Raw genomic sequence first — 18,220 nt, 5'->3', positions numbered from 1 at the left:
TCGAGTCGGAAGCGCTTGTGCGCCTGTATGTGCTCGGGCCGCTAAACCCGGTCGCTGAATTTGCAGCGACGACCAGAGAGTAACGTCCGATTTTTGAAAGTGCAACTGTGTTGATGACTTGCGGTTTTTTCATATGCGGCATAAATTGTTTGTGCATGTAGATATACCTCAACGCCTCCGGATCGCCCCCGGAGGCGTTTTCGTTTCAGGCATGGGCTTCCCAGCGCAGGGAAAGGAGGGGCAGGAAGCCACCGCTGAGCATGGAGCGGGCGTCTTCGTAGGCTTGCGTTTGCTCGCCTTCGTCGGCGATCACGGCTCCGATTTTTTCGCAGTGGAGGGAGAGGGCGCACCAGGTGCCGTCGGCCCAGCTGAGTACGCTGACAACGCGCCCTTGCTTGTCCTGTTGGCTGCGGTAGCGCTCAAGGCGCTGCATGAGGCGGGGCGAAAAGCCAATTCGCCGCAACACCGAAAACGGATGCATCAAAGCATTGTCAGCGATCTGGCGATTCATGCTGCCTCCTGCGCAAAGGCAAACAGCGGCGGTGGTGTTTCGCCTTTGAGCCAAGCCAAGATCTTGCTGTCTTCGGCGCAACGTCGGCGGTGTTCGACAGCCAGTAAATTGCGGTGTTGTGCGAGGCATTCATCCACATACTCGGTCAGATCCGAGGTCAAGCGCATGTCGTGGTGAAGGCGCTCGGTTGCGGTTTTCTCCACGGCCAGATCCTCATCCGTGATGCGTTGCCATACCGCCGGATCGTTCGCGTACCCCGCCGATTGATCCACCAGCCAGTAGGTGACCCAGTCGGTCATACCACGCGTTTTCAGTGAGGCGAGGCGGCTGCCACTCATTGCGAAATAACCGGTACCGTGGATGCTCGAAAACTCTCTGCGCACCGCGTTTTTACGGATCAGTTCGGGCAATTCCCAAGGATTCGCTTTAAGTGGGAGAACGAGGCCGTCCGGGCTAAAAAAGAACGCTTCCTGCTCTTCGCCGTTCCAGCTCACGCCCGCGATGGTGCGATGACGCCAGTTGATTGCACCGGGTTGATAGAGGCGGAATCCGATGCTGTACGAGTCGAGAAATGGCCCCTTGAATGGGCAGTAATTGCGCTTCATGCGGCCACCTGGTCACGGGCTTCAATACGGCTTTTGACCCAGCTCTGCACTTCAGAAAAAACCCAAGCTACCGGCGCACCACGCGCGGTGCTGTTGCTCAGTTTGACTGGCAGTGGGAAACCACTTTCGGGGCACTGCATAAGCTTGTAGATCGTCGAGCGCTTTAGTCCCGTTGCGATCTCGAGACGTGGCATGCGGATGAGGGTGGTGGCGGGGTCAAATGGAGTGTCTAAGTCTGGTACGGCCGAAGTGGAGCCGAAGGGACTGGCAAGATTTGAGAAGGTTGGAGCGGACAGGTGGGCGAAGTTCTTGGTCATTGGCATTGCTCTCGATTGGTTTGGTCTGACGAGAGCAATGGTCTAGAGATTAAGCGGCGGTGAGCAGTTCACTTCCAATTGAAATTTCAGGTTTACACCACGAAGTTGCGTTTGAGAATTGCCTCTACGCTTTTACGCGTCAGCGCCTTTTCGGTTTCAAGGGCGATCCACTCAGGGCGCTGCGCGGGTGGTTTTGCGACCTCCTGCTTGAGCCAGGAATGCACCTTCGATGTGATGTCCCTCCGTGACATGCCGCACGCCGAGTAGTGACGGCCCTGTTTAGTGATTGCCGCGTCACGTGCACTCGTGTCTTGAGCACGCTCTATCCCGCTGATGATGCCGCCTTTCGTGCGAATGGCGTTTTTGATAGCCCGATCAGCGATGGGTTTTAGCTCATCATTGTTCAGGCAGGGCAGCGAAATAATCGGTTCCAGATAAAGTGCATATAGATCGAGCGCCTCAATGCGTTCTTCAAGATCAATCTGCGTTTCCACAAAATGGCAGTAGAAATCCCACGGCCAGTCGGTCGAATGCTTCGATGCATAAGCCCAGACCTTCTGATCGGCTTCACGCATCCAATCCCCCAAGACGCTGAGCGCCTTCACAGCGCAGGCCATGATGTAGGCCGCGTGAGCCTCTTGATCCGAAGCGGAGTAACAAGTGCTGTATTGGCGAACCCAATGCGCAAGGCGCGCTCTGTGGTCGGTGGATGCATACTGGTAAATGGTCTCCTCATGCACGGTCGTCTTGATGCACATGCTGCTGAGATCGTTATCGATGCCGCCATTCTGGATACGCAGACAACACTGATCGATCAAGTAACACACGTCAGTTAGCTGTTCACGGCACAGTGCGTAAAGCGATTGGTCTGACAGGTACCCCCTCAGGCCAGACGTTAGTGCTGAGTGAGCAATGATCTGATCGTGAGTCATCTCTCAGCATCCCCCCCATCGTGTAACGCTTGATCCCACGCCCTATATTTTGGGAGCGTAACCAGCGAAAGCTCCTTTGTAGACGAGCGCCGGAGGTCGGCCCGCAGTGGGCGAGGGCTTGTTCTGGCGTTACACGTTTGGGCAGCGTTACACCGGGTGGAGCAGCAGCCGCGCAATCGTGTAACGGACGTGAAAGCCAATGAACTCGGGCATTTCGCATTGGTCGTTACACGCGTAACACCTGTAACACGGCTTTTGGAGGGGGTACGGATATACGCGCTCATACCACCTCATCAAGAGGGGGGTGAGTGACATTCCCAGCAGCCAACTGATCCAGGTAATCCGCGTACCACTGCATCATCGTCGTACGTTGTTTGAGATAGACAGCTTTGTTGTACACGCCCGCGATTCCATCCTTCACATGCGAAAGCTGGGCCTCGATATGGTTTTCATCAAAACCATGCTCGTTGAGGATCGTGCTGGAGATGTGTCGGAATCCGTGGCCGGTCTGTCGGCCTTCGTAACCCAGACGACGTAGCGCCATCAAGAAGACGGTATTAGAACGTGCTTTAGTCGTATCGCTGCGGCCTGGAAAAAGTAACTGATAGCTACCAGTCAAGATGTGTAGTTCTTTCAGCAGAGTGACCGCTTGGTGAGGAAGTGGCACCAGATGCTCTCGGCGACGTTTCATTCGCTCCGCCGGTATCGACCAAATTGCTTTTTTCAGATCGAACTCCGACCACCGAGCTTCGCGAATTTCGGACGGACGACAAGCCAGCATGGAAAGCAGGTGCAGACCAATTCGAATATCCATAGCACTTGGATAAGCGCGAATTGCTCGGAGAAGGGGAGGCAATTCCTCTTGGGATACATGGGCGTAGTTTTCTGCGGGCTTTGTTTGCAGAAACTTATGCAGGCCTTCCAGCGGGTTGTGTGTCGCACGTCCGGTTACCCGGGCAAGGTCGTAGATCTCACGACACATCCCGCGTACCCGACTGGTCTGCTCAATGATTCCTTTACGTTCCATTGAGCGAAGGAAGTCCATCCACTCCATCGGAAGAATCTCGCGATAGGAGCGGGTTCCGAAAACCGGGAAAACGTGAAGCTCCAACGCGCCGATGGTTCGAACGGCGGTACCTGCGGTCCAGCCTTTTCGCTTGGAGACGTACCATTCCCTAGCTAGCTTCTCGAAGGTATTACTGGCGCTTTCCAACTCCGCAGCTTTTTTGGCACGCATTGTTGCCAGCGGGTTGCTCCCTTCAGCGGTATTAGCCCGCAGCTCGGCTGCTTTCTGTCGTGCAGCAGATCCAGCGACAGCCGGGTAACTGCCTAGCCCTATCCATGACCACTTACCGTCAGCCTTCTTGTAGCGGAGCTGCCATGACTTTTTGCCATCGGTCCGCACCCGAAGGTACACGTTGTTCCCATCGTGCTCCCGGTACTCCTTTGAATCGGGTTCCAGAGTGGCTACGACCGTGTCTGCTAGCGGACGACGTTTGATTTCATTGCGCTTCATATCCTTGTACCCATCAGTTTCAATTTACATCCGTGGTACACGGGAGGATACAGCGCAAGCTGGGATAGGGGTAGACAGAGAGGGATAGCCAGAAACAAGAAAGCCCGCACAGGGCGGGCTTCTTGGGGTGTTTCGTAGACTGTCTGATACAGGTCTAGACTGCTATTTGGTGGAGCCGGGGGGATTTGAACCCCCGTCCGCCAGTACTCCGCTGTCGGTACTACATGCGTAGCCGTGTCTATTAAGTTAACCCTCAGCGACCCGACGGGCAGGGTGCTTTGGGCGAGTTGTGTAAGTTTTAGCCGCTTCGTCCACAACGTACTGCACGGCGATTCTGTTCTATATGACAATCACTTTGGGTTTACAGACATCCCCTGATGATTGCTGGACCCGAAGGTACCAGGAGGGAAGGGCTAAGGCTGCTTACGCAGCGAGAGCGTATTCCCCGTAGGTTTCGTCATTGGCAACTATAGAAAGTTGCAACAGTGGATTTACGAGTTCTGTTACCAACTCGGCATGCACCTAAAGTTTCGCAACCGGCGTCGAATCCTAAACGGCCCCGAGCCTGTTGCTCTGTGAATCAAAGTGAGCAACAAGCCTGCGCAGTGTACGCCAACGTGGCTCAGAAGGCCAACCCGAAGGTTGGCCACCGCAGATTATGGGTTGGCCTGGTTGCTCTGGTTGTTAGCGAGTGCCAATGCCTGGGTGGCCTCGGTGACGCATTTTTTGTCGTCCCCGGAGGCTTTTGAAGCTTCGGCGCTGGCCAGCAGCCTTTTGATCTCCATTGTGGTGTTTGTGGAGGTCGCTGGCAGTGAAGTCACTTTGTTTTTGAGCTCTTGCAGCTTGCTCGTACAAAGGTCGTTGTCCGCAGCAAATACGGGAGAGGCCAACATTGCAGCAGAAATGAACAGACCAGCGAGTGCGGTACGTTTCATGGATATCTCCTTGAGCTGATGGACTCGGTGCTGCCGTATGAGCAGGCGGCTCGGCCGAGGTCGGAAAATAAGCCACGATTGATGGGGCCTACTTAAAAGACTACGGCGCGACGCAGGAATTCGGTTTTAGCAGAAGGGCTATGAAAAAATTGTTTGATAGAAGCAATGGCATTAAAAGCGGGCGCAATCGCTTCTTTTCGCTGGTGACCTCTTCCACATGAGCAACCCCAGATGCAACAAAACCCGCAATTGGCGGGTTTTGGTTTGCTTCATATTGGGTGGCTCCGGGGGCCACCAGCCCAACCCGAAGGTTGGCCTTGTGCTGGATTACTTCCCGCCTTTGTTCGCGTTCTTGATTTCCTTGATAGTTTGTTCGGTCTCGGCGATGCAGTCATCAGTCCCTTCCTTGGTGCCTTTTGCCTGATCGGCTTTGGCTTTCTTGACGCTGTCCATCACCTGATCAGTCATCTCCGGAGGCGTCTGTGTCTTGGCATTTTCGATGGTTTTCAAGTTGACCGCACAGAGGTCTTCGGCGGCAAACGAGGTGGACGCCATCAGCGAGACAGTAACGAACAGACCTAACAGTACAGAACGTTTCATGAGTATCTCCTTGAACTGAGGGTCCAGGCATCGCTGGCCATCAGGACGGGCTGCCGAGTTTGGGTAAAGCCCGGTAACGTCCGGGCTTGTTCTGTGGACTATGGCAGCGCATCAGGGTTCTTTTTTTCTTGCATAACCCTCGCCTGCGTTACCCGATCCACCAAATAGACTAGCCCGTGGTAATCGATTCCGCCGTGTTGCGTCAGACCTATCTCACACGTGCGGCTGGTAGAAATCCCCTCGCTGCACTGCTGAACCGCATCCTTGAGCGTGCGCAGCGAATGAGCATTCAACTCAGGCGTGGTAAAGCCCTTGTCGCCGGCAAACCCGCAGCAATGAATGCCTTCAGGAATAACCACGTTTTTGCTGCACTTGCGCGCCAGATCGATCAACGCCTGACTTTCCCCAAGGTGCTGGGTGCTGCAGGTGACGTGCACTGCGATTGGCGCTTCCTGCGGCGTGAACTCCAGACGATCCATCAGATGCGTACGAATGAAACGCACCGGGTCGTACAGGTCCAGACGCACATCGCCCAGGTCCTGGGCCAGACGCAAGGTGCAGGGGCTGGTGTCGCAATAGATCGGGTCGAGCCCGCCGCGACTGGCGTGCAGCAAGGCGCCGATCAGTTCCTGGCGTTTGTGTTCGGCCTGTTCTGCGTAGCCCTTGGAGGCGAACGGCTGACCGCAGCAGAGGTTGTCCAGGTTGTCCGGGAAGACCACTTGATAACCGGCCTTTTCCAGCAGCCCACGGGTTTTGTCGTACAGCGACATTTGCTCTTTATCACCCGCCGCCGGGCCCATTGCCCGCGACACGCAGGCCGCGAGGTACACCACCCGAGGGCGTTCGTCCGACACGGTCGGGCTGAAGCGAATGGCTTTTTCCGGTTGCGGCATGGCGTTTGTCCACTGCGGGACCTGACCTTTGGATAGGCGCGTCAACGTTGCCGAAAGCTTTGCCAGTCGTGGCGCCCCCAACAGCATTCGCGCACCGTTGGCCACGTGCAGGGTGAAACGAGCACCTTGCAGCGCAGTGGCGAAATTACCTTCCAGCCAATTGGCGGTTTTCGTATGAGTTGCCTTCCTGCTGCGGAGCTTTTTCACCAGCTCGCCGGTGTTGATTCCTACAGGGCAACGCTGCGCACAGAGTCCCGTAGCGGCGCAGGTGTCGATGCCTTGGTATTCGTAAGCGGCTTCGAGTTCGGTGGTGTCCACGCCAGCGCGTTTCTTCGCCTGAATGTCACGCCAAATCACGATGCGCTGGCGCGGGCTCAGGGTCAGGCCTTTCGACGGGCAGACCGGTTCGCAAAAACCGCACTCAATGCACTTATCCACAATCTCATCGGCGGCCGGCAACGGCTTCAGGTGCTTGAGGTGGATCTGCGGATCCTCGCTGAGCACCACGTCCGGGTTGAGAATGCCATTAGGGTCGAGCAGACGTTTAAGCTGCCACATCAACTGGTAGGCATCGCTGCCCCATTCCAGTTCGACAAAGGGGGCCATGTTGCGCCCGGTGCCGTGTTCGGCTTTCAGTGAACCGCCGAACTCCACCGCCACCAACTGCGCCACGTCGTCCATGAACGCCTGATAGCGTGCGACTTCTTCCGGGTTGTTGAAACCTTGGGTGAAGACGAAGTGCAGATTGCCTTCCAGCGCGTGTCCGAAAAGGATCGCTTCGTCGTAGTGATGTTTGTCGAACAGCTCGATCAAGCGGTTTACGCCGATGGCCAGTTGTTCAACCGGGAAGGTCACGTCTTCGATGATCACCGTGGTGCCGGTTTTGCGCACCGCGCCGACGGCAGGGAAGGTGTCTTTGCGGATCGCCCAGAGCCGAGCGTTTTCCACCGGGTCTTCGGTGAAGTCGACTTGTTTTTCCACCGGGAAAGAAGTCAACGACGCCATGATGTGCGCCAGTTGTTCCTGCAGCAAGGTGGACGATGCGGCGCGGGATTCGATCAACAGAGCGCAGGCATTGTTCGACAACTGTTGTACGAAAGCGGGCATGCCGGGTTTGTCCTGCACCGAACGCAGACTGCGGCGGTCCAGCAGTTCGACGGCTGATACCGGTTGGCTTTTCAGCACGGTCACGGCGTTGCAGCAGGTCTCCACGTCCGGAAACACGATCAGCGCCGAGGCCTTGTTCGGATGGTCGATCACCGTGTCGTAAGTCACCGCGCTGATGAAACCGAGGGTGCCTTCGGAGCCCACCAGCAAGTGGCTCAAGATATCCACAGGCTCGTCGAAATCCACCAGGGCGTTGAGTGACAGGCCGGTGGTATTTTTCAGACGGTATTTGTGGCGAATTCTCGCCGCCAGTTCGGCATTGGCGCGGGTTTCGCGGCCCAACGTTGCCAGGCGTTCAAGCAGCGTAGCGTGGCTCTCACGAAACGCCGCAACACTCGCCGCATCTTCGGTATCGAGACGGCTGCCGTCGGCCAGCACCAGACGAATGCCAGCCAACGTGTGATAGGTGTTTTGTGCCGTGCCGCAGCACATGCCACTGGCATTGTTGGCGACGATGCCGCCGATTTTGCAGGCGTTGATTGAAGCCGGGTCCGGGCCGATCTTGCGTCCGAACGGCGCCAGCCACGCGTTGGCCTGCGCGCCGATCACGCCCGGTTGCAGACGGATTTGCGTGCCTTGGCCACGGATCTCGCGACCGTTCCAGTTATCCCCTAACACGATCAGTACCGAATCGCTGATGGCCTGGCCGGACAGGCTGGTGCCAGCGGCGCGGAAGGTCACCGGGACCTGATCGCGTTGCGCCAGTTTGAGCAGCTCGACGACTTCATCTTCGGACTCGACACGAATCACCAGTTTCGGAATCAGCCGGTAGAAACTGGCGTCGGTGCCGAAGGCCAAGGTCGACAGTGGGTCGTCGAAACGTCGGTCTTGGGGAATCAGTTGCTGCGCATCTCGCAGGAAAGCCGCGGGTAGATTCATTGGTCCTCCAGGATCAAGACCACGAGGTCTTTCGGACCGTGAGCGCCGTAGGCCAGGACCTGCTCAATATCGGCAGTTTTCGACGGGCCGGACACCAGCAGGGCATTGGTCGGCATGCCTAGGGCCCATGCGAATTCCTGCTGCACTTGGTAGAAGTTGTCGCGGATTTCACTGGCCTTGAGCAGGGCGAAGTGCACCGGCGGCACCAGACTCATCAAGCGCGGTTCTTCCTTCGTAGGCCAGAGAATCAGACTACCTGTGGCAGCGATTGCACCGAGGGTGGTGGTCAGGCTGGCAGGCGTGTCGTTGAACAGCTCGGCTTTCCATTCTTCAACTGGACGGTCGTAAGCCTGGAGCGTCGGCAGGCCAGGATTTTTCGCCCAGTGCTGAGTGACACGTTGACCGTGGGGTGTAGTCGGTGCGATCAACAAGCTCGGCAACTGACGGTCCCGCAACAACTGAGCAAGCAACGAAGGCCAACCTTCGCCGGACGTCAGATGGATTTCGGTGTGCACCGCTTCCATCAGTTTGCGCAGCTGCGGGATGCGTTGCTCGTCGGTGTATGTGTAGGGCGCTGTCACCAGTTCGACGTCAAAATCGTCAGGCACCGGCGTGGTGCCCGTCAGACTTTTCCGTAACTTGGCGAGGATATTTTGCTTGGCGCTCATCAGCGATCTCCCTGTTTGGCCAGATGCTCGCGGGCCATATCATGCAGTGAGCGGGCAGCGGGTTTCGGTGCGCTGTGGTTTTGCGTCCAGGGGCCGACGTTGCTCGGCGCCAGTGCGCGCAAGCGAGTGGCGAAGAAGCCGAACAGTCGATAAAGCGTGGGTGAACTGTTGAGCTTCGCCCAGGCATTCCAGATAAACCGTTCTTTACGCGAGTACTTGCTGCCCTGGCCGCGCATCACTTGATGGGGGCTGTCCGGGGCTTTGACGTTTTCTTCCCGCAGGCGACGCAGCAGTGCCGGAATCGGAATTTTTACCGGACAGACTTCACCGCAGGCGCCGCACAGCGACGAGGCGCTCGGGTGATCCGGGACTTTCGCCAGGCCGACCATGTGCGGGGTGATGATTTTTCCGATAGGCCCAGGGTAAACCTCCCCATAGGCGTGGCCGCCGATTCGAGTGTAGACCGGGCAATGATTCATACAGGCGCCGCAGCGGATGCAGTTCAGGGTCTGGCGCAATTCGCTGTCGGCGAAGGCCTGGCTGCGACCGTTGTCGAGCAATACCAGGTGCACTTCCTGAGGGCCGTCGAGTTCATGTTCCTTGCGCGGGCCGGAGATCATGTTGACGTAGGTGGTGATCGGCTGGCCGAGGGCTGAACGGGTCAGCAGTGACAGCAGTGGCACCACATCGCGCAGGTTTTCCACGACTTTTTCGATGCCGGTGACGGCGATGTGCACCGGTGGCACCGTGGTGGTCATGCGCCCGTTGCCTTCGTTTTCCACCAGGAGCAGGGTGCCGGTTTCGGCCACGGCGAAGTTGACGCCGGAGACGCCGATGTCCGCCTCGAAGAATTTCTGCCGCAAGACCTTGCGACCGATCTGAATGAGTTGGTCAACGTCCTTGGTGTATTCCACGCCAAGTTTGTCGTGGAACAAGGACGCGACCTGACCGGCATTCTTGTGGATCGCCGGCATAATAATGTGTGAAGGCTTCTCGTGGTCGAGCTGGACGATGTACTCGCCCATGTCCGATTCCAGGCATTCAATGCCCTGTTCAGCGAGGAAATGATTCATTTCCATCTCTTCGCTGACCATCGATTTGCCCTTGATCACTTGCCGCCCCTCGTGAGCGCGGATGATCGATAAGACGATGCCATTGGCCTCGTCCACCGTTTCCGCCCAGTGCACTGTCACACCGTTACGGGTCAGGTTCTGTTCAAGCTGCTCGAGCAGGTCGGGCAACTTGGATAACGCACGGGCGCGGACAGCATTGCCCAGCACTCGCAAATGTTCTCTTTCGTGGGCATCGCTGAAGGACGCTGCCCGTTTTGTCATCAGTGAATCCATCGCAGTGCGAAAGTTGTTTCGCAGTTGCTTGTCATCCAACGCCTTGTGAGCCCGGATGCGAAAATCTTCTTCTACGGCAACCGTAGGAATAATCGCGGAAGCGTTCATAGAACACCTCCGGTTCGCTGCCAAAGGAAGCTGGCCAGGTGTTGGCCGCGCAATGCTTCCTTCTGTTTCTCCAGCGAGCCATTGATGTTCATCAGGCAACCGCAGTCGGCACTCAGTACCTTGTGCGCGCCGGATTCCTTCAACGACCGGGTCTTGTCAGCCACCATCGCGCCGGAAATGTCTGGCATACGGACGCTGAAAGTCCCACCGAAGCCACAGCATTCACTTTCATGGCTGTGCTCGACTCGCTCCACGTTACGGAGCTGCGCCAACAACTCGCGGCCATGCAAGTGGGTGTTCATCTCACGGCGTGCCGAGCACGACGTGTGCAACGCTACTTTGACTGGCTCGCCACTGTCCTTGAGCTGCACCTTGCAGACAAACAACAAAAACTCGGCCAGTTCATACGTCCGGGCAGCCAGCGCCTGAACCTGTTTCAGTGTGTCCGGCTCGTCCTTGAACAAGTCGGCGTAATGTTCGCGCAACATCCCGGCACACGATCCCGACGGCACCACCACCGGATAGTCTCCGGCAAACAGCGCCAGTTGCGAGCGTGCAACGGTCCTCGCCTGCTCGGTGTAACCCGAGGTGTAGGCCGGTTGCCCGCAGCAGCTTTGCCCCTGCGGATACTCGACACGAATGCCCTCGCGTTCCAGCAAGTGAATCGCGTCCATCCCGGCTTCGGGGTAGAACAAATCCACCACGCAGGTTCCGAACAGGTAGACCCGTGACGGTTTTTGGCTGGGGTATTGCCGAGGCTCGGGCAGTGGCGGGGCGACGCGGGTCGCATTCGGCACAGCGTTGTAAAAAAGCTCGCTCATCAGGCGTGTCTCCGGGTGGTCCCGGTTATCCGTCTGTTGAGGCTGCTGAATATAGAGAGGCAAGCTTTCAGCAGCCTTACAGACCGGGTTGTGAATAGCTGACGCCGGAATCGTGGTCCGGCGTCGGTTTTTGCTTTTTTTCGTGTAGTACTTAGTGCACCAGCATGCCGGTGAGCCAATAGGCCTGGATGTAGGTAATCAGGCCGACGATTGTTGCGAAGAATAGGCTGTGCTTGAGGGTGAAGCGGAACAGATCCGATTCCTTGCCTACCAGGCCGGTCGCGGCGCAGGCCACGGCGATCGATTGTGGCGAGATCATCTTGCCGGTCACGCCGCCGCTGGTGTTCGCCGCTACCAGCAACACATCGCTGACGCCGATCTGGTGCGCGGTGGTCGCTTGCAGCGAGCTGAACAGTGCGTTGGACGAGGTGTCGGAACCGGTCAGGAACACACCCAGCCAGCCCAGGAACGGCGAGAAGAACGGGAATGCTGCACCGGTGCCTGCCAGAACCAGCGCCATAGTCGAGGACATGCCCGAATAGTTAGTAACGAAGGCGAATGCCAGCACCATGCCGATGGACAAAATCGGCCAGCGCAGTTCGTAGAAGGTCTCCTTCAAAGTGGTCAGACCAGTTCTGACATTGATATTCAGCACCAGCATCGAGATCAGCGCCGAGAAGAAAATCGCTGTACCGGTCGCGGAAATCGGGTCGAGTTTGAACACCGCCGGGATGGCTGTCGGGGCGGTCACGATCGGTGCAACCTTGATCACCAATTGATCGAGGTGCGGGATGGCGATGTTGAACACCCAGCTGTACATCGAGCCGCCAGCGGCGAACATTGCCTTGAACGGTTTCAATGTCCAGATGGTGACCAGCACGGTGAGGATCAGGAATGGCGACCAGGCTTTGAGAATTTCACCAAAGCTGTAAGGCGAAGCCACGGTGCTGCGCGGCAGGCCGAAACCGCCAGCGCTGGCGCCCACTACGGAAGCCGAGACGGCACCGACGATGTGTTGGCCTGCAGCGCGTTTCGGTTGCCAGACTTTCAGGAACAGCGTCAGGGAAATCAGGCTGGCCAGGGCCGAGGTGATGTCCGGCAGTTCCGGGCCGATGAAGTTCGACGTGAAGTATTGGGTAATGGCAAAGCTCAAACCGGCGACCAGTGCTGCCGGCCAGGTTTCGCGAACGCCGCGCAGGCCATCCATCATGAACACCAGCCAGAACGGCACGAACAGCGACAGCAGCGGCAGTTGGCGACCCGTCATGGCGCCGATCTTGAACGCGTCGATACCGGTGACTTGCCCGGCAACGATGATCGGAATCCCCAGGGCACCGAACGCAACTGGCGCGGTGTTGGCGATCAGGCACAGGCCCGCGGCGTACAACGGGTTGAAGCCCAGGCCTACCAACAGTGCGGCGGTAATCGCGACCGGCGCACCGAAACCGGCGGCACCTTCCAGGAAGGCGCCGAAGCAGAAGCCGATCAGCAGCACTTGCAGGCGCTGGTCGTCGGTGATCGACAGTACCGAGCTGCGGATCACTTCGAACTGACCACTCTTGACCGTCAGTTTGTAGAGGAATACCGCCGCCACGATGATCCAGGCAATCGGCCACAGCCCGTAGGCAAAGCCATATCCGGCGGCGGCGAAGGCCATGTCGACCGGCATCTGGAAGGCGAAGATCGCCACGGCAATGGACAAGGCCAGCGTGATGCTGCCGGCCACATGTCCTTTGAGTCGGAACACGGCCAATGCCAGGAAGAAAAACACGATGGGGATAACGGCCGCGAGCGCGGACACGCCGAGACTGCCGAGCGGAGAATAGAGCTGTTGCCAGGTTTGCATATGGGGTGGCCCCTAATTGTTGTTGGTCAGGCACTGGTCAGCGTTCTTGGATAATTGGTAATACCAATTTACAATCGCTGTTGGCTAGGGTAAAAGCCTTGTAGGCGGCGTGTCAATTTGTCGCCCTAAAACTTTTGTCGAATACGTGGTGCAGAAGTCATCTGGTCCGCTCGATCAAATGCCGTCTGACAGGTGCTGATGCAGCGCTGATAGGCCAGAATAGAGACCCCGGCGAGCCGTCGGGATCGTGGAGAAATGAGTTATGGGGTTTGATCAGATTCGTCAGCGCCGTTTGTCTGACGATATTGTCGAGCAGCTCGAGGGGATGATTCTCGAGGGCACGCTGAAGGCGGGTGAGCGCTTGCCGGCCGAACGTGCGTTGGCCGAGCAGTTCGGCGTGTCACGCCCTTCGTTGCGCGAAGCGATTCAGAAACTGGCGGCCAAGGGCTTGCTGGTCAGTCGCCAGGGTGGCGGCAATTATGTGGTGGAGTCGCTGGGGTCAACCTTCAGCGATCCGCTGCTGCATCTGCTGGAAAGCAACCCTGAAGCGCAGCGCGATCTGCTGGAATTTCGTCACACCCTGGAGGCCTCCTGCGCCTATTACGCAGCCATGCGTGCTACGGACGTTGATCGCGAGCGATTGACCGCGGCCTTCAACGAATTGCAGGACTGCTATACGCGTCACGACGAGGTAAGTCGGGCGGAAGAGGGGGCGGCGGATGCGAAATTCCACCTGGCAATTGCTGAAGCCAGTCACAACGCGGTGTTGCTGCACACCATTCGCGGGTTGTTCGATCTGCTCAAACGCAACGTGGTGACGAACATCGGCGGGATGTACAAGCAGCGTACGGAAACCCGCGACATGCTGATCACGCAGCACCGGGAGTTGTACCTGGCGATTATTGAAGGAAGGGCCGAGCAGGCGCGGGAAGTCTCCAGCCGACACATTTTGTATGTGCAGGAAGTGCTGGAAGAAGTGCGTCAGGAAGTACAGCGCATGGCTCGGGCGGAGCGGCGCAAGGGAATGTAGTCAGTAGGTTTGATCGTTCCCACGCTCTGCGTGGGAATGCAGCAATGGACGCTCTGCGTCCGCTTTGTGACGCGGAGCGTCACGGGATGCATGCCCACGCAGAGCGTGGGAACGATCAGGTAAGGCGAACTCAAGGCAAAGAGTTAGTCTTCCTTGCCCTTGTTGCGCACCGCACGCTGCAACTCGCGACCGGCGTCGCGTTCGCGTTCGGTATCACGCTTGTCGTATTCCTTCTTGCCCTTGCCCAGAGCGATCTCGCACTTGACCATGTGCTTGCTCCAGTACCAGGACAGGCACACGCAGGCGTAACCTTTTTGCTGCACGGCCGTGGCCAGCTTTTCCAGCTCGCGCCGGTTGAGCAGCAATTTTCGGGTGCGGGTCGGATCAGCGATGACGTGGGTGCTGGCGGTCATCAGCGGCGTAATGTGGCTGCCGAGCAGCCAGGCTTCGCCATCCTTGAGCAGCACGTAACTGTCAACCAGTTGCAGCTTGCTTGCCCGCAGACTTTTTACTTCCCAGCCGGCCAGGACCAGACCAGCCTCGAACTTGTGCTCGATGAAGTAATCGTGTCGCGCCTTTTTGTTTTGCGCGATGGTCCCTGTTGGGTGTTTCTTCTGTTTAGCCATAGGGGCGGCATTATAGGGAGTTGCACGCGAGTCGGCTACGGTATCGCTACGTGCTTGAGCAGGTTGATTGAATCCCGGACAATGCGGCCTCTTTTTTGAACGCTTGGGCGTGATAACGATGTCGACAGACAAGGTTTCTGTCCACGGCAGTTGGGCTAGCCGCTGGGTCTTCATACTCGCCGCGACCGGTTCGGCCGTGGGCCTGGGTAGTATCTGGAAATTCCCGTACATGGTCGGTGTCTACGGCGGCGGCGCCTTCGTGCTGATGTTCCTGGCCTGTATCGCGCTGATCGGTGTGCCGGTCATGCTGGCCGAAACCCTGATCGGTCGCCGTGCACGGCAGAGTCCGGCCAACGCCTTGAAGGTATTGGCGCTGGAGGCCGGGCATTCGGGCAAATGGTCCTGGGGCGCATTCGCCGGGATGATCACGGCGTTGCTGATCCTGTCTTTCTATAGTGTGGTTGGCGGCTGGTCGCTGGATTACATCATCGATATGGGCCGTGGCGACTTCCAGGGTGCAACACCTGATCAGGTCGGCGCCTACTTTGGCAATGTGATCGCTGACCCATGGCGCCTGACACTTTGGCACACGATTTTCATGCTGCTGTCTGCTGTCGTCATCGCCAAAGGCGTGGTCGCCGGCCTGGAGCGCAGTCTGCGGATCATGATGCCGCTTCTATTTGTGATGATTCTGGTGCTGCTGGGCTACAGCATGACCACCGGCCATTTCATGGAAGGCGTGCATTTCATGTTCGACTTCCACCCGGAAAAAGTACTCGACGGCTTGCTGCCCGCCATGGGGCACGCGTTTTTTTCCCTGAGCGTGGGCGTCGGTTCGATCATGATCTACGGCGCCTACATGCCGAAGAACTCATCGATTTCCGGCACCATCGTCGGCGTGGCATTGCTCGATACCTTCGTTTCCCTAGTCGCTGGTCTGGCATTGTTTCCGATCGTGTTTGCCGCGGGCCTGAACCCGAGCGAGGGCCCTGGCCTGATGTTCGTCAGCCTGCCATTTGCCTTTGGTAACGTAGCGTTTGGCCAGTTGATGGGCGTAGTGTTCTTCGTGCTCGTAGCGATTGCAGCCTGGAGCTCGGCGATTTCCTTGCTTGAGCCGATGGTGGCTTACCTGGTTGAACGCACGAAAGTCAGTCGCGCCTGGGTGACCTTTTGGCTGGCATTTATCTGCTGGTTTGTCGGTCTGGGCACGGTGTTTTCCTTCAATATCTGGAAGGAAGCCAAATTTTTCGTGAACGAAGGCGGGATGTTCCACCTCTATCAATGGGGTGCGGCCGGTGGCCTGGACTTCTTTGGTGTGATCGATTTCTTCACCTCGCGAATCATGTTGCCACTCGGTGGTTTGTGTTTCGTGGTGTTTGCAGGCTGGGTGATGGGGCGTGAAGCGGTACGCGACGAGTTGTCGATCCGCAACCCTGCATTGTTTGCCCTGTCCTTGTTCTTGATGCGCTATGTGGCGCCCATCGGCATTCTCGTAGTGTTTGCCGCCCAGCTGTGGAAGTGACGCTGACATGACGACACACATTCAACGTTCGGCCCTGCTGCCGTATCCGGCACAAGCGCTGTATGACCTGGTCAACGACGTGGCGCGTTACCCGGAATTTCTGCCGTGGTGCTCATCGGCCGAAGTCCTGGAGAGTTCTCCTGAGCATATGCGCGCTAGCGTCGGCGTGGCCAAGGGCGGTCTCAGTCAGCATTTCGTAACGCGCAACACGCTGGTGCCTGGGCATTCGATCGAGATGAACCTCGAGGAAGGCCCGTTCAATCAACTGCATGGTGTCTGGGTGTTCAAACCGTTGGGCGAGAAAGCCTGCAAGATCAGTCTGGACCTGTCGTTCGATTACGCCGGTCCGATTATCCGCGCGACCCTGGGGCCGTTGTTCAATCAGGCGGCCAATACGCTGGTGGATGCCTTCTGCCAGCGCGCCAAACAGATGCATGGTTGAGGCCGTGATTGACGTTGAGGTGGTGTATGCCGCCATTGAGCGTCAGGTGCTCCTGTCGGTGTCGGTACCGGCAGGAACAACCGTGCGGGCGGCTTTGCTGATGTCAGGTGTCGGCGAGGCGTTTGCGGAGTTGGATCTGGCCGGTTGCCCGGTAGGAATCTTCGGCAAAGTGATCGCTGATCCGGACAAGCATCCTGTCCAGGCTGGAGATCGCATCGAGATATACCGGCCATTGCTGGCTGATCCGAAAGAGGTTCGTCGGTTACGCGCAGCCAAGGCCGCTGAGGCCAAAACCCGGAATCAGTGATTCGCTCAAGCGCTGGACAATAAAAAACCCGGACATGCCGGGTTTTTTATTGCGTCGCAAATTATTGCGGCGAGGTTTCCAGAGGTTCTGGAGTCGGGACTGGAACGGTTTCTACACCGTCGACGTCCTTCTGGATCTGGTCCAGCAACGAACCTGGCTTGACCGGTTTTTCTGGTTTCGGCTTCTCGACGTTTTCTGCTGGCGCAGCAACTGTAGTGCCGCTGTCCTTGCCGAGAATGGCTTCGTCGCGGCTCACGCCTGGCATGAAATCACCAGAGAGGCTGACAAGCTGGTCATTTGGGTTGAAGATAACGCTAATGCGTTCCTGTTGGCGTTCACCGCCACCCGGTTGCAGGCTGTACAGATAATCCCAGCGATCGGCATGGAACGTGTCAGTCAACAGAGGGTTGCCCATGATAAACCGTACTTGCTTGCGGGTCATTCCCGGGCGTAACTGGTCTATCATGTCCTGCGTGACGACATTGCCCTGCTGGATGTCGATTTTGTAAACCCCGGGGAATGAACAACCGGCGAGTGCGAGCAGTCCCACAAAGGTGAAACTGGTTAGCAAGAGCTTGGTGTTTTGCATCGGTGGGCGACTTCCACTATCTTGGCTGGGACAACGTAAACGCCGATCATACCCGCATTAAGAGAAGCTGCGAAGCAGCATCGCGAGAAAGCTGACCATGGTTGAAAATAGCGAACTACGCAAAGCCGGCCTCAAAGTGACCCTTCCACGGGTCAAAATTCTGCAAATGCTCGATTCCGCCGAGCAACGCCACATGAGTGCCGAGGACGTCTACAAGGCGCTGATGGAAGCTGGTGAGGACGTCGGTCTGGCCACGGTTTACCGTGTCCTGACCCAGTTCGAGGCAGCTGGCCTTGTGGTGCGGCACAACTTCGACGGGGGCCATGCGGTCTTCGAGCTGGACGACGGCAAGCATCACGACCATATGGTCAACGTCGAGACCAGTGAAGTGATCGAATTCTTCGACGAAGAAATCGAGCGACTGCAGAAGGCAATCGTCGACAAGTATGGCTTCGAGATGGTTGATCACAACCTTGTGCTGTACGTACGCAAGAAAAAGTAAGCATGTCGCGCGAACTTAAGGTTCGCGAAACGAGCGAAGGCGACCCCAGGGTCGCCTT

General features: G+C 57.5%; 19 protein-coding genes and 1 other RNA gene. 5 read left to right on the top strand and 15 right to left on the bottom strand.

Annotated elements, in window-relative coordinates:
* Positions 1-205: 205 nt before the first annotated feature.
* The 13 genes from CKW16_RS17925 to CKW16_RS17865 all read right to left on the bottom strand — a co-directional run bounded on the left by CKW16_RS17925 (position 206) and on the right by CKW16_RS17865 (position 13,144).
* Positions 206-511 (bottom strand): hypothetical protein, encoded by a 306-nt coding sequence (locus tag CKW16_RS17925; protein WP_095129520.1) that lies wholly within the window; start codon positions 509-511, stop codon positions 206-208.
* Positions 508-1,116, bottom strand: coding sequence for a hypothetical protein (locus tag CKW16_RS17920; RefSeq protein WP_095129519.1), 609 nt, complete (start codon positions 1,114-1,116; stop codon positions 508-510). The genes CKW16_RS17925 and CKW16_RS17920 overlap by 4 nt, the downstream gene beginning before the upstream one ends.
* Complete coding sequence (locus CKW16_RS17915) at positions 1,113-1,433, bottom strand: AlpA family transcriptional regulator (RefSeq protein ID WP_095129518.1); 321 nt, start codon at positions 1,431-1,433, stop codon at positions 1,113-1,115. Before CKW16_RS17915 ends, CKW16_RS17920 begins: the two co-directional genes overlap by 4 nt.
* Before the next feature lie 92 nt (positions 1,434-1,525).
* A complete protein-coding gene (locus CKW16_RS32615) occupies positions 1,526-2,365 on the bottom strand; it encodes a hypothetical protein (RefSeq protein ID WP_256580516.1) in 840 nt (279 codons plus the stop codon).
* A 280-nt stretch (positions 2,366-2,645) separates the two neighbouring features.
* On the bottom strand, positions 2,646-3,881 hold the full coding sequence (locus CKW16_RS17905; protein WP_095129517.1) for a tyrosine-type recombinase/integrase: 1,236 nt from the start codon (positions 3,879-3,881) through the stop codon (positions 2,646-2,648).
* 167 nt (positions 3,882-4,048) lie between these two features.
* Positions 4,049-4,442: a transfer-messenger RNA gene (gene ssrA / locus CKW16_RS17900) on the bottom strand.
* A 95-nt stretch (positions 4,443-4,537) separates the two neighbouring features.
* Positions 4,538-4,816, bottom strand: a complete 279-nt coding sequence (locus CKW16_RS17895; protein WP_095129516.1) for a hypothetical protein — start codon at positions 4,814-4,816, stop codon at positions 4,538-4,540.
* Between the two features lie 327 nt (positions 4,817-5,143).
* Positions 5,144-5,416: a hypothetical protein gene (locus tag CKW16_RS17890; RefSeq protein ID WP_095129515.1), complete on the bottom strand. Its 273-nt coding sequence runs from the start codon at positions 5,414-5,416 to the stop codon at positions 5,144-5,146.
* 98 nt (positions 5,417-5,514) lie between these two features.
* A complete protein-coding gene (locus CKW16_RS17885) occupies positions 5,515-8,355 on the bottom strand; it encodes an FAD-binding and (Fe-S)-binding domain-containing protein (protein ID WP_095129514.1) in 2,841 nt (946 codons plus the stop codon).
* Positions 8,352-9,023, bottom strand: coding sequence for a lactate utilization protein C (locus CKW16_RS17880; protein WP_095129513.1), 672 nt, complete (start codon positions 9,021-9,023; stop codon positions 8,352-8,354). Before CKW16_RS17880 ends, CKW16_RS17885 begins: the two co-directional genes overlap by 4 nt.
* Positions 9,023-10,477, bottom strand: coding sequence for a LutB/LldF family L-lactate oxidation iron-sulfur protein (locus CKW16_RS17875; RefSeq protein ID WP_056741052.1), 1,455 nt, complete (start codon positions 10,475-10,477; stop codon positions 9,023-9,025). Before CKW16_RS17875 ends, CKW16_RS17880 begins: the two co-directional genes overlap by 1 nt.
* Positions 10,474-11,298: a (Fe-S)-binding protein gene (locus CKW16_RS17870; RefSeq protein WP_095129512.1), complete on the bottom strand. Its 825-nt coding sequence runs from the start codon at positions 11,296-11,298 to the stop codon at positions 10,474-10,476. The genes CKW16_RS17875 and CKW16_RS17870 overlap by 4 nt, the downstream gene beginning before the upstream one ends.
* A gap of 151 nt (positions 11,299-11,449) precedes the next feature.
* The gene (locus CKW16_RS17865) at positions 11,450-13,144 is read right to left on the bottom strand and encodes a lactate permease LctP family transporter (protein WP_095129511.1); all 1,695 of its coding nucleotides are present in this window, start codon (positions 13,142-13,144) and stop codon (positions 11,450-11,452) included.
* A 262-nt stretch (positions 13,145-13,406) separates the two neighbouring features.
* Here CKW16_RS17865 and CKW16_RS17860 point away from each other — a divergent pair, with 262 nt between their 5' ends.
* Positions 13,407-14,174 carry a GntR family transcriptional regulator gene (locus CKW16_RS17860; protein WP_008149047.1) on the top strand — a complete coding sequence of 256 codons (768 nt, stop codon included), beginning with the start codon at positions 13,407-13,409 and terminating at the stop codon, positions 14,172-14,174.
* A gap of 143 nt (positions 14,175-14,317) precedes the next feature.
* Here CKW16_RS17860 and smpB read toward each other — a convergent pair whose 3' ends face one another.
* A complete protein-coding gene (gene smpB, locus CKW16_RS17855) occupies positions 14,318-14,800 on the bottom strand; it encodes an SsrA-binding protein SmpB (protein ID WP_008149046.1) in 483 nt (160 codons plus the stop codon).
* 118 nt (positions 14,801-14,918) lie between these two features.
* Here smpB and CKW16_RS17850 point away from each other — a divergent pair, with 118 nt between their 5' ends.
* Genes CKW16_RS17850 through CKW16_RS17840 form a run of 3 tightly spaced genes read left to right on the top strand, consistent with a single transcriptional unit; the run spans position 14,919 to position 17,071 of the window.
* Positions 14,919-16,322: a sodium-dependent transporter gene (locus CKW16_RS17850; protein ID WP_095129510.1), complete on the top strand. Its 1,404-nt coding sequence runs from the start codon at positions 14,919-14,921 to the stop codon at positions 16,320-16,322.
* Between the two features lie 7 nt (positions 16,323-16,329).
* Entirely contained in the window at positions 16,330-16,764 is a 435-nt protein-coding gene (locus CKW16_RS17845) for a type II toxin-antitoxin system RatA family toxin (protein ID WP_095129509.1), read from the top strand.
* Positions 16,757-17,071 carry an RnfH family protein gene (locus CKW16_RS17840; RefSeq protein WP_095129508.1) on the top strand — a complete coding sequence of 105 codons (315 nt, stop codon included), beginning with the start codon at positions 16,757-16,759 and terminating at the stop codon, positions 17,069-17,071. The genes CKW16_RS17845 and CKW16_RS17840 overlap by 8 nt, the downstream gene beginning before the upstream one ends.
* Positions 17,072-17,132: 61 nt before the next feature.
* Here CKW16_RS17840 and CKW16_RS17835 read toward each other — a convergent pair whose 3' ends face one another.
* On the bottom strand, positions 17,133-17,660 hold the full coding sequence (locus tag CKW16_RS17835; protein ID WP_095129507.1) for an outer membrane protein assembly factor BamE: 528 nt from the start codon (positions 17,658-17,660) through the stop codon (positions 17,133-17,135).
* Between the two features lie 97 nt (positions 17,661-17,757).
* On the opposite strand from CKW16_RS17835, the gene fur reads away from it, so the two are divergent.
* The gene (gene fur / locus CKW16_RS17830; protein WP_003197684.1) at positions 17,758-18,162 is read left to right on the top strand and encodes a ferric iron uptake transcriptional regulator; all 405 of its coding nucleotides are present in this window, start codon (positions 17,758-17,760) and stop codon (positions 18,160-18,162) included.
* Positions 18,163-18,220: the final 58 nt, after the last annotated feature.

The sequence above is a fragment of the Pseudomonas sp. Irchel s3h14 genome, from assembly GCF_900187425.1.
Lineage (GTDB): Bacteria > Pseudomonadota > Gammaproteobacteria > Pseudomonadales > Pseudomonadaceae > Aquipseudomonas.
This window is presented reverse-complemented; position numbering and strand designations above follow the sequence as displayed.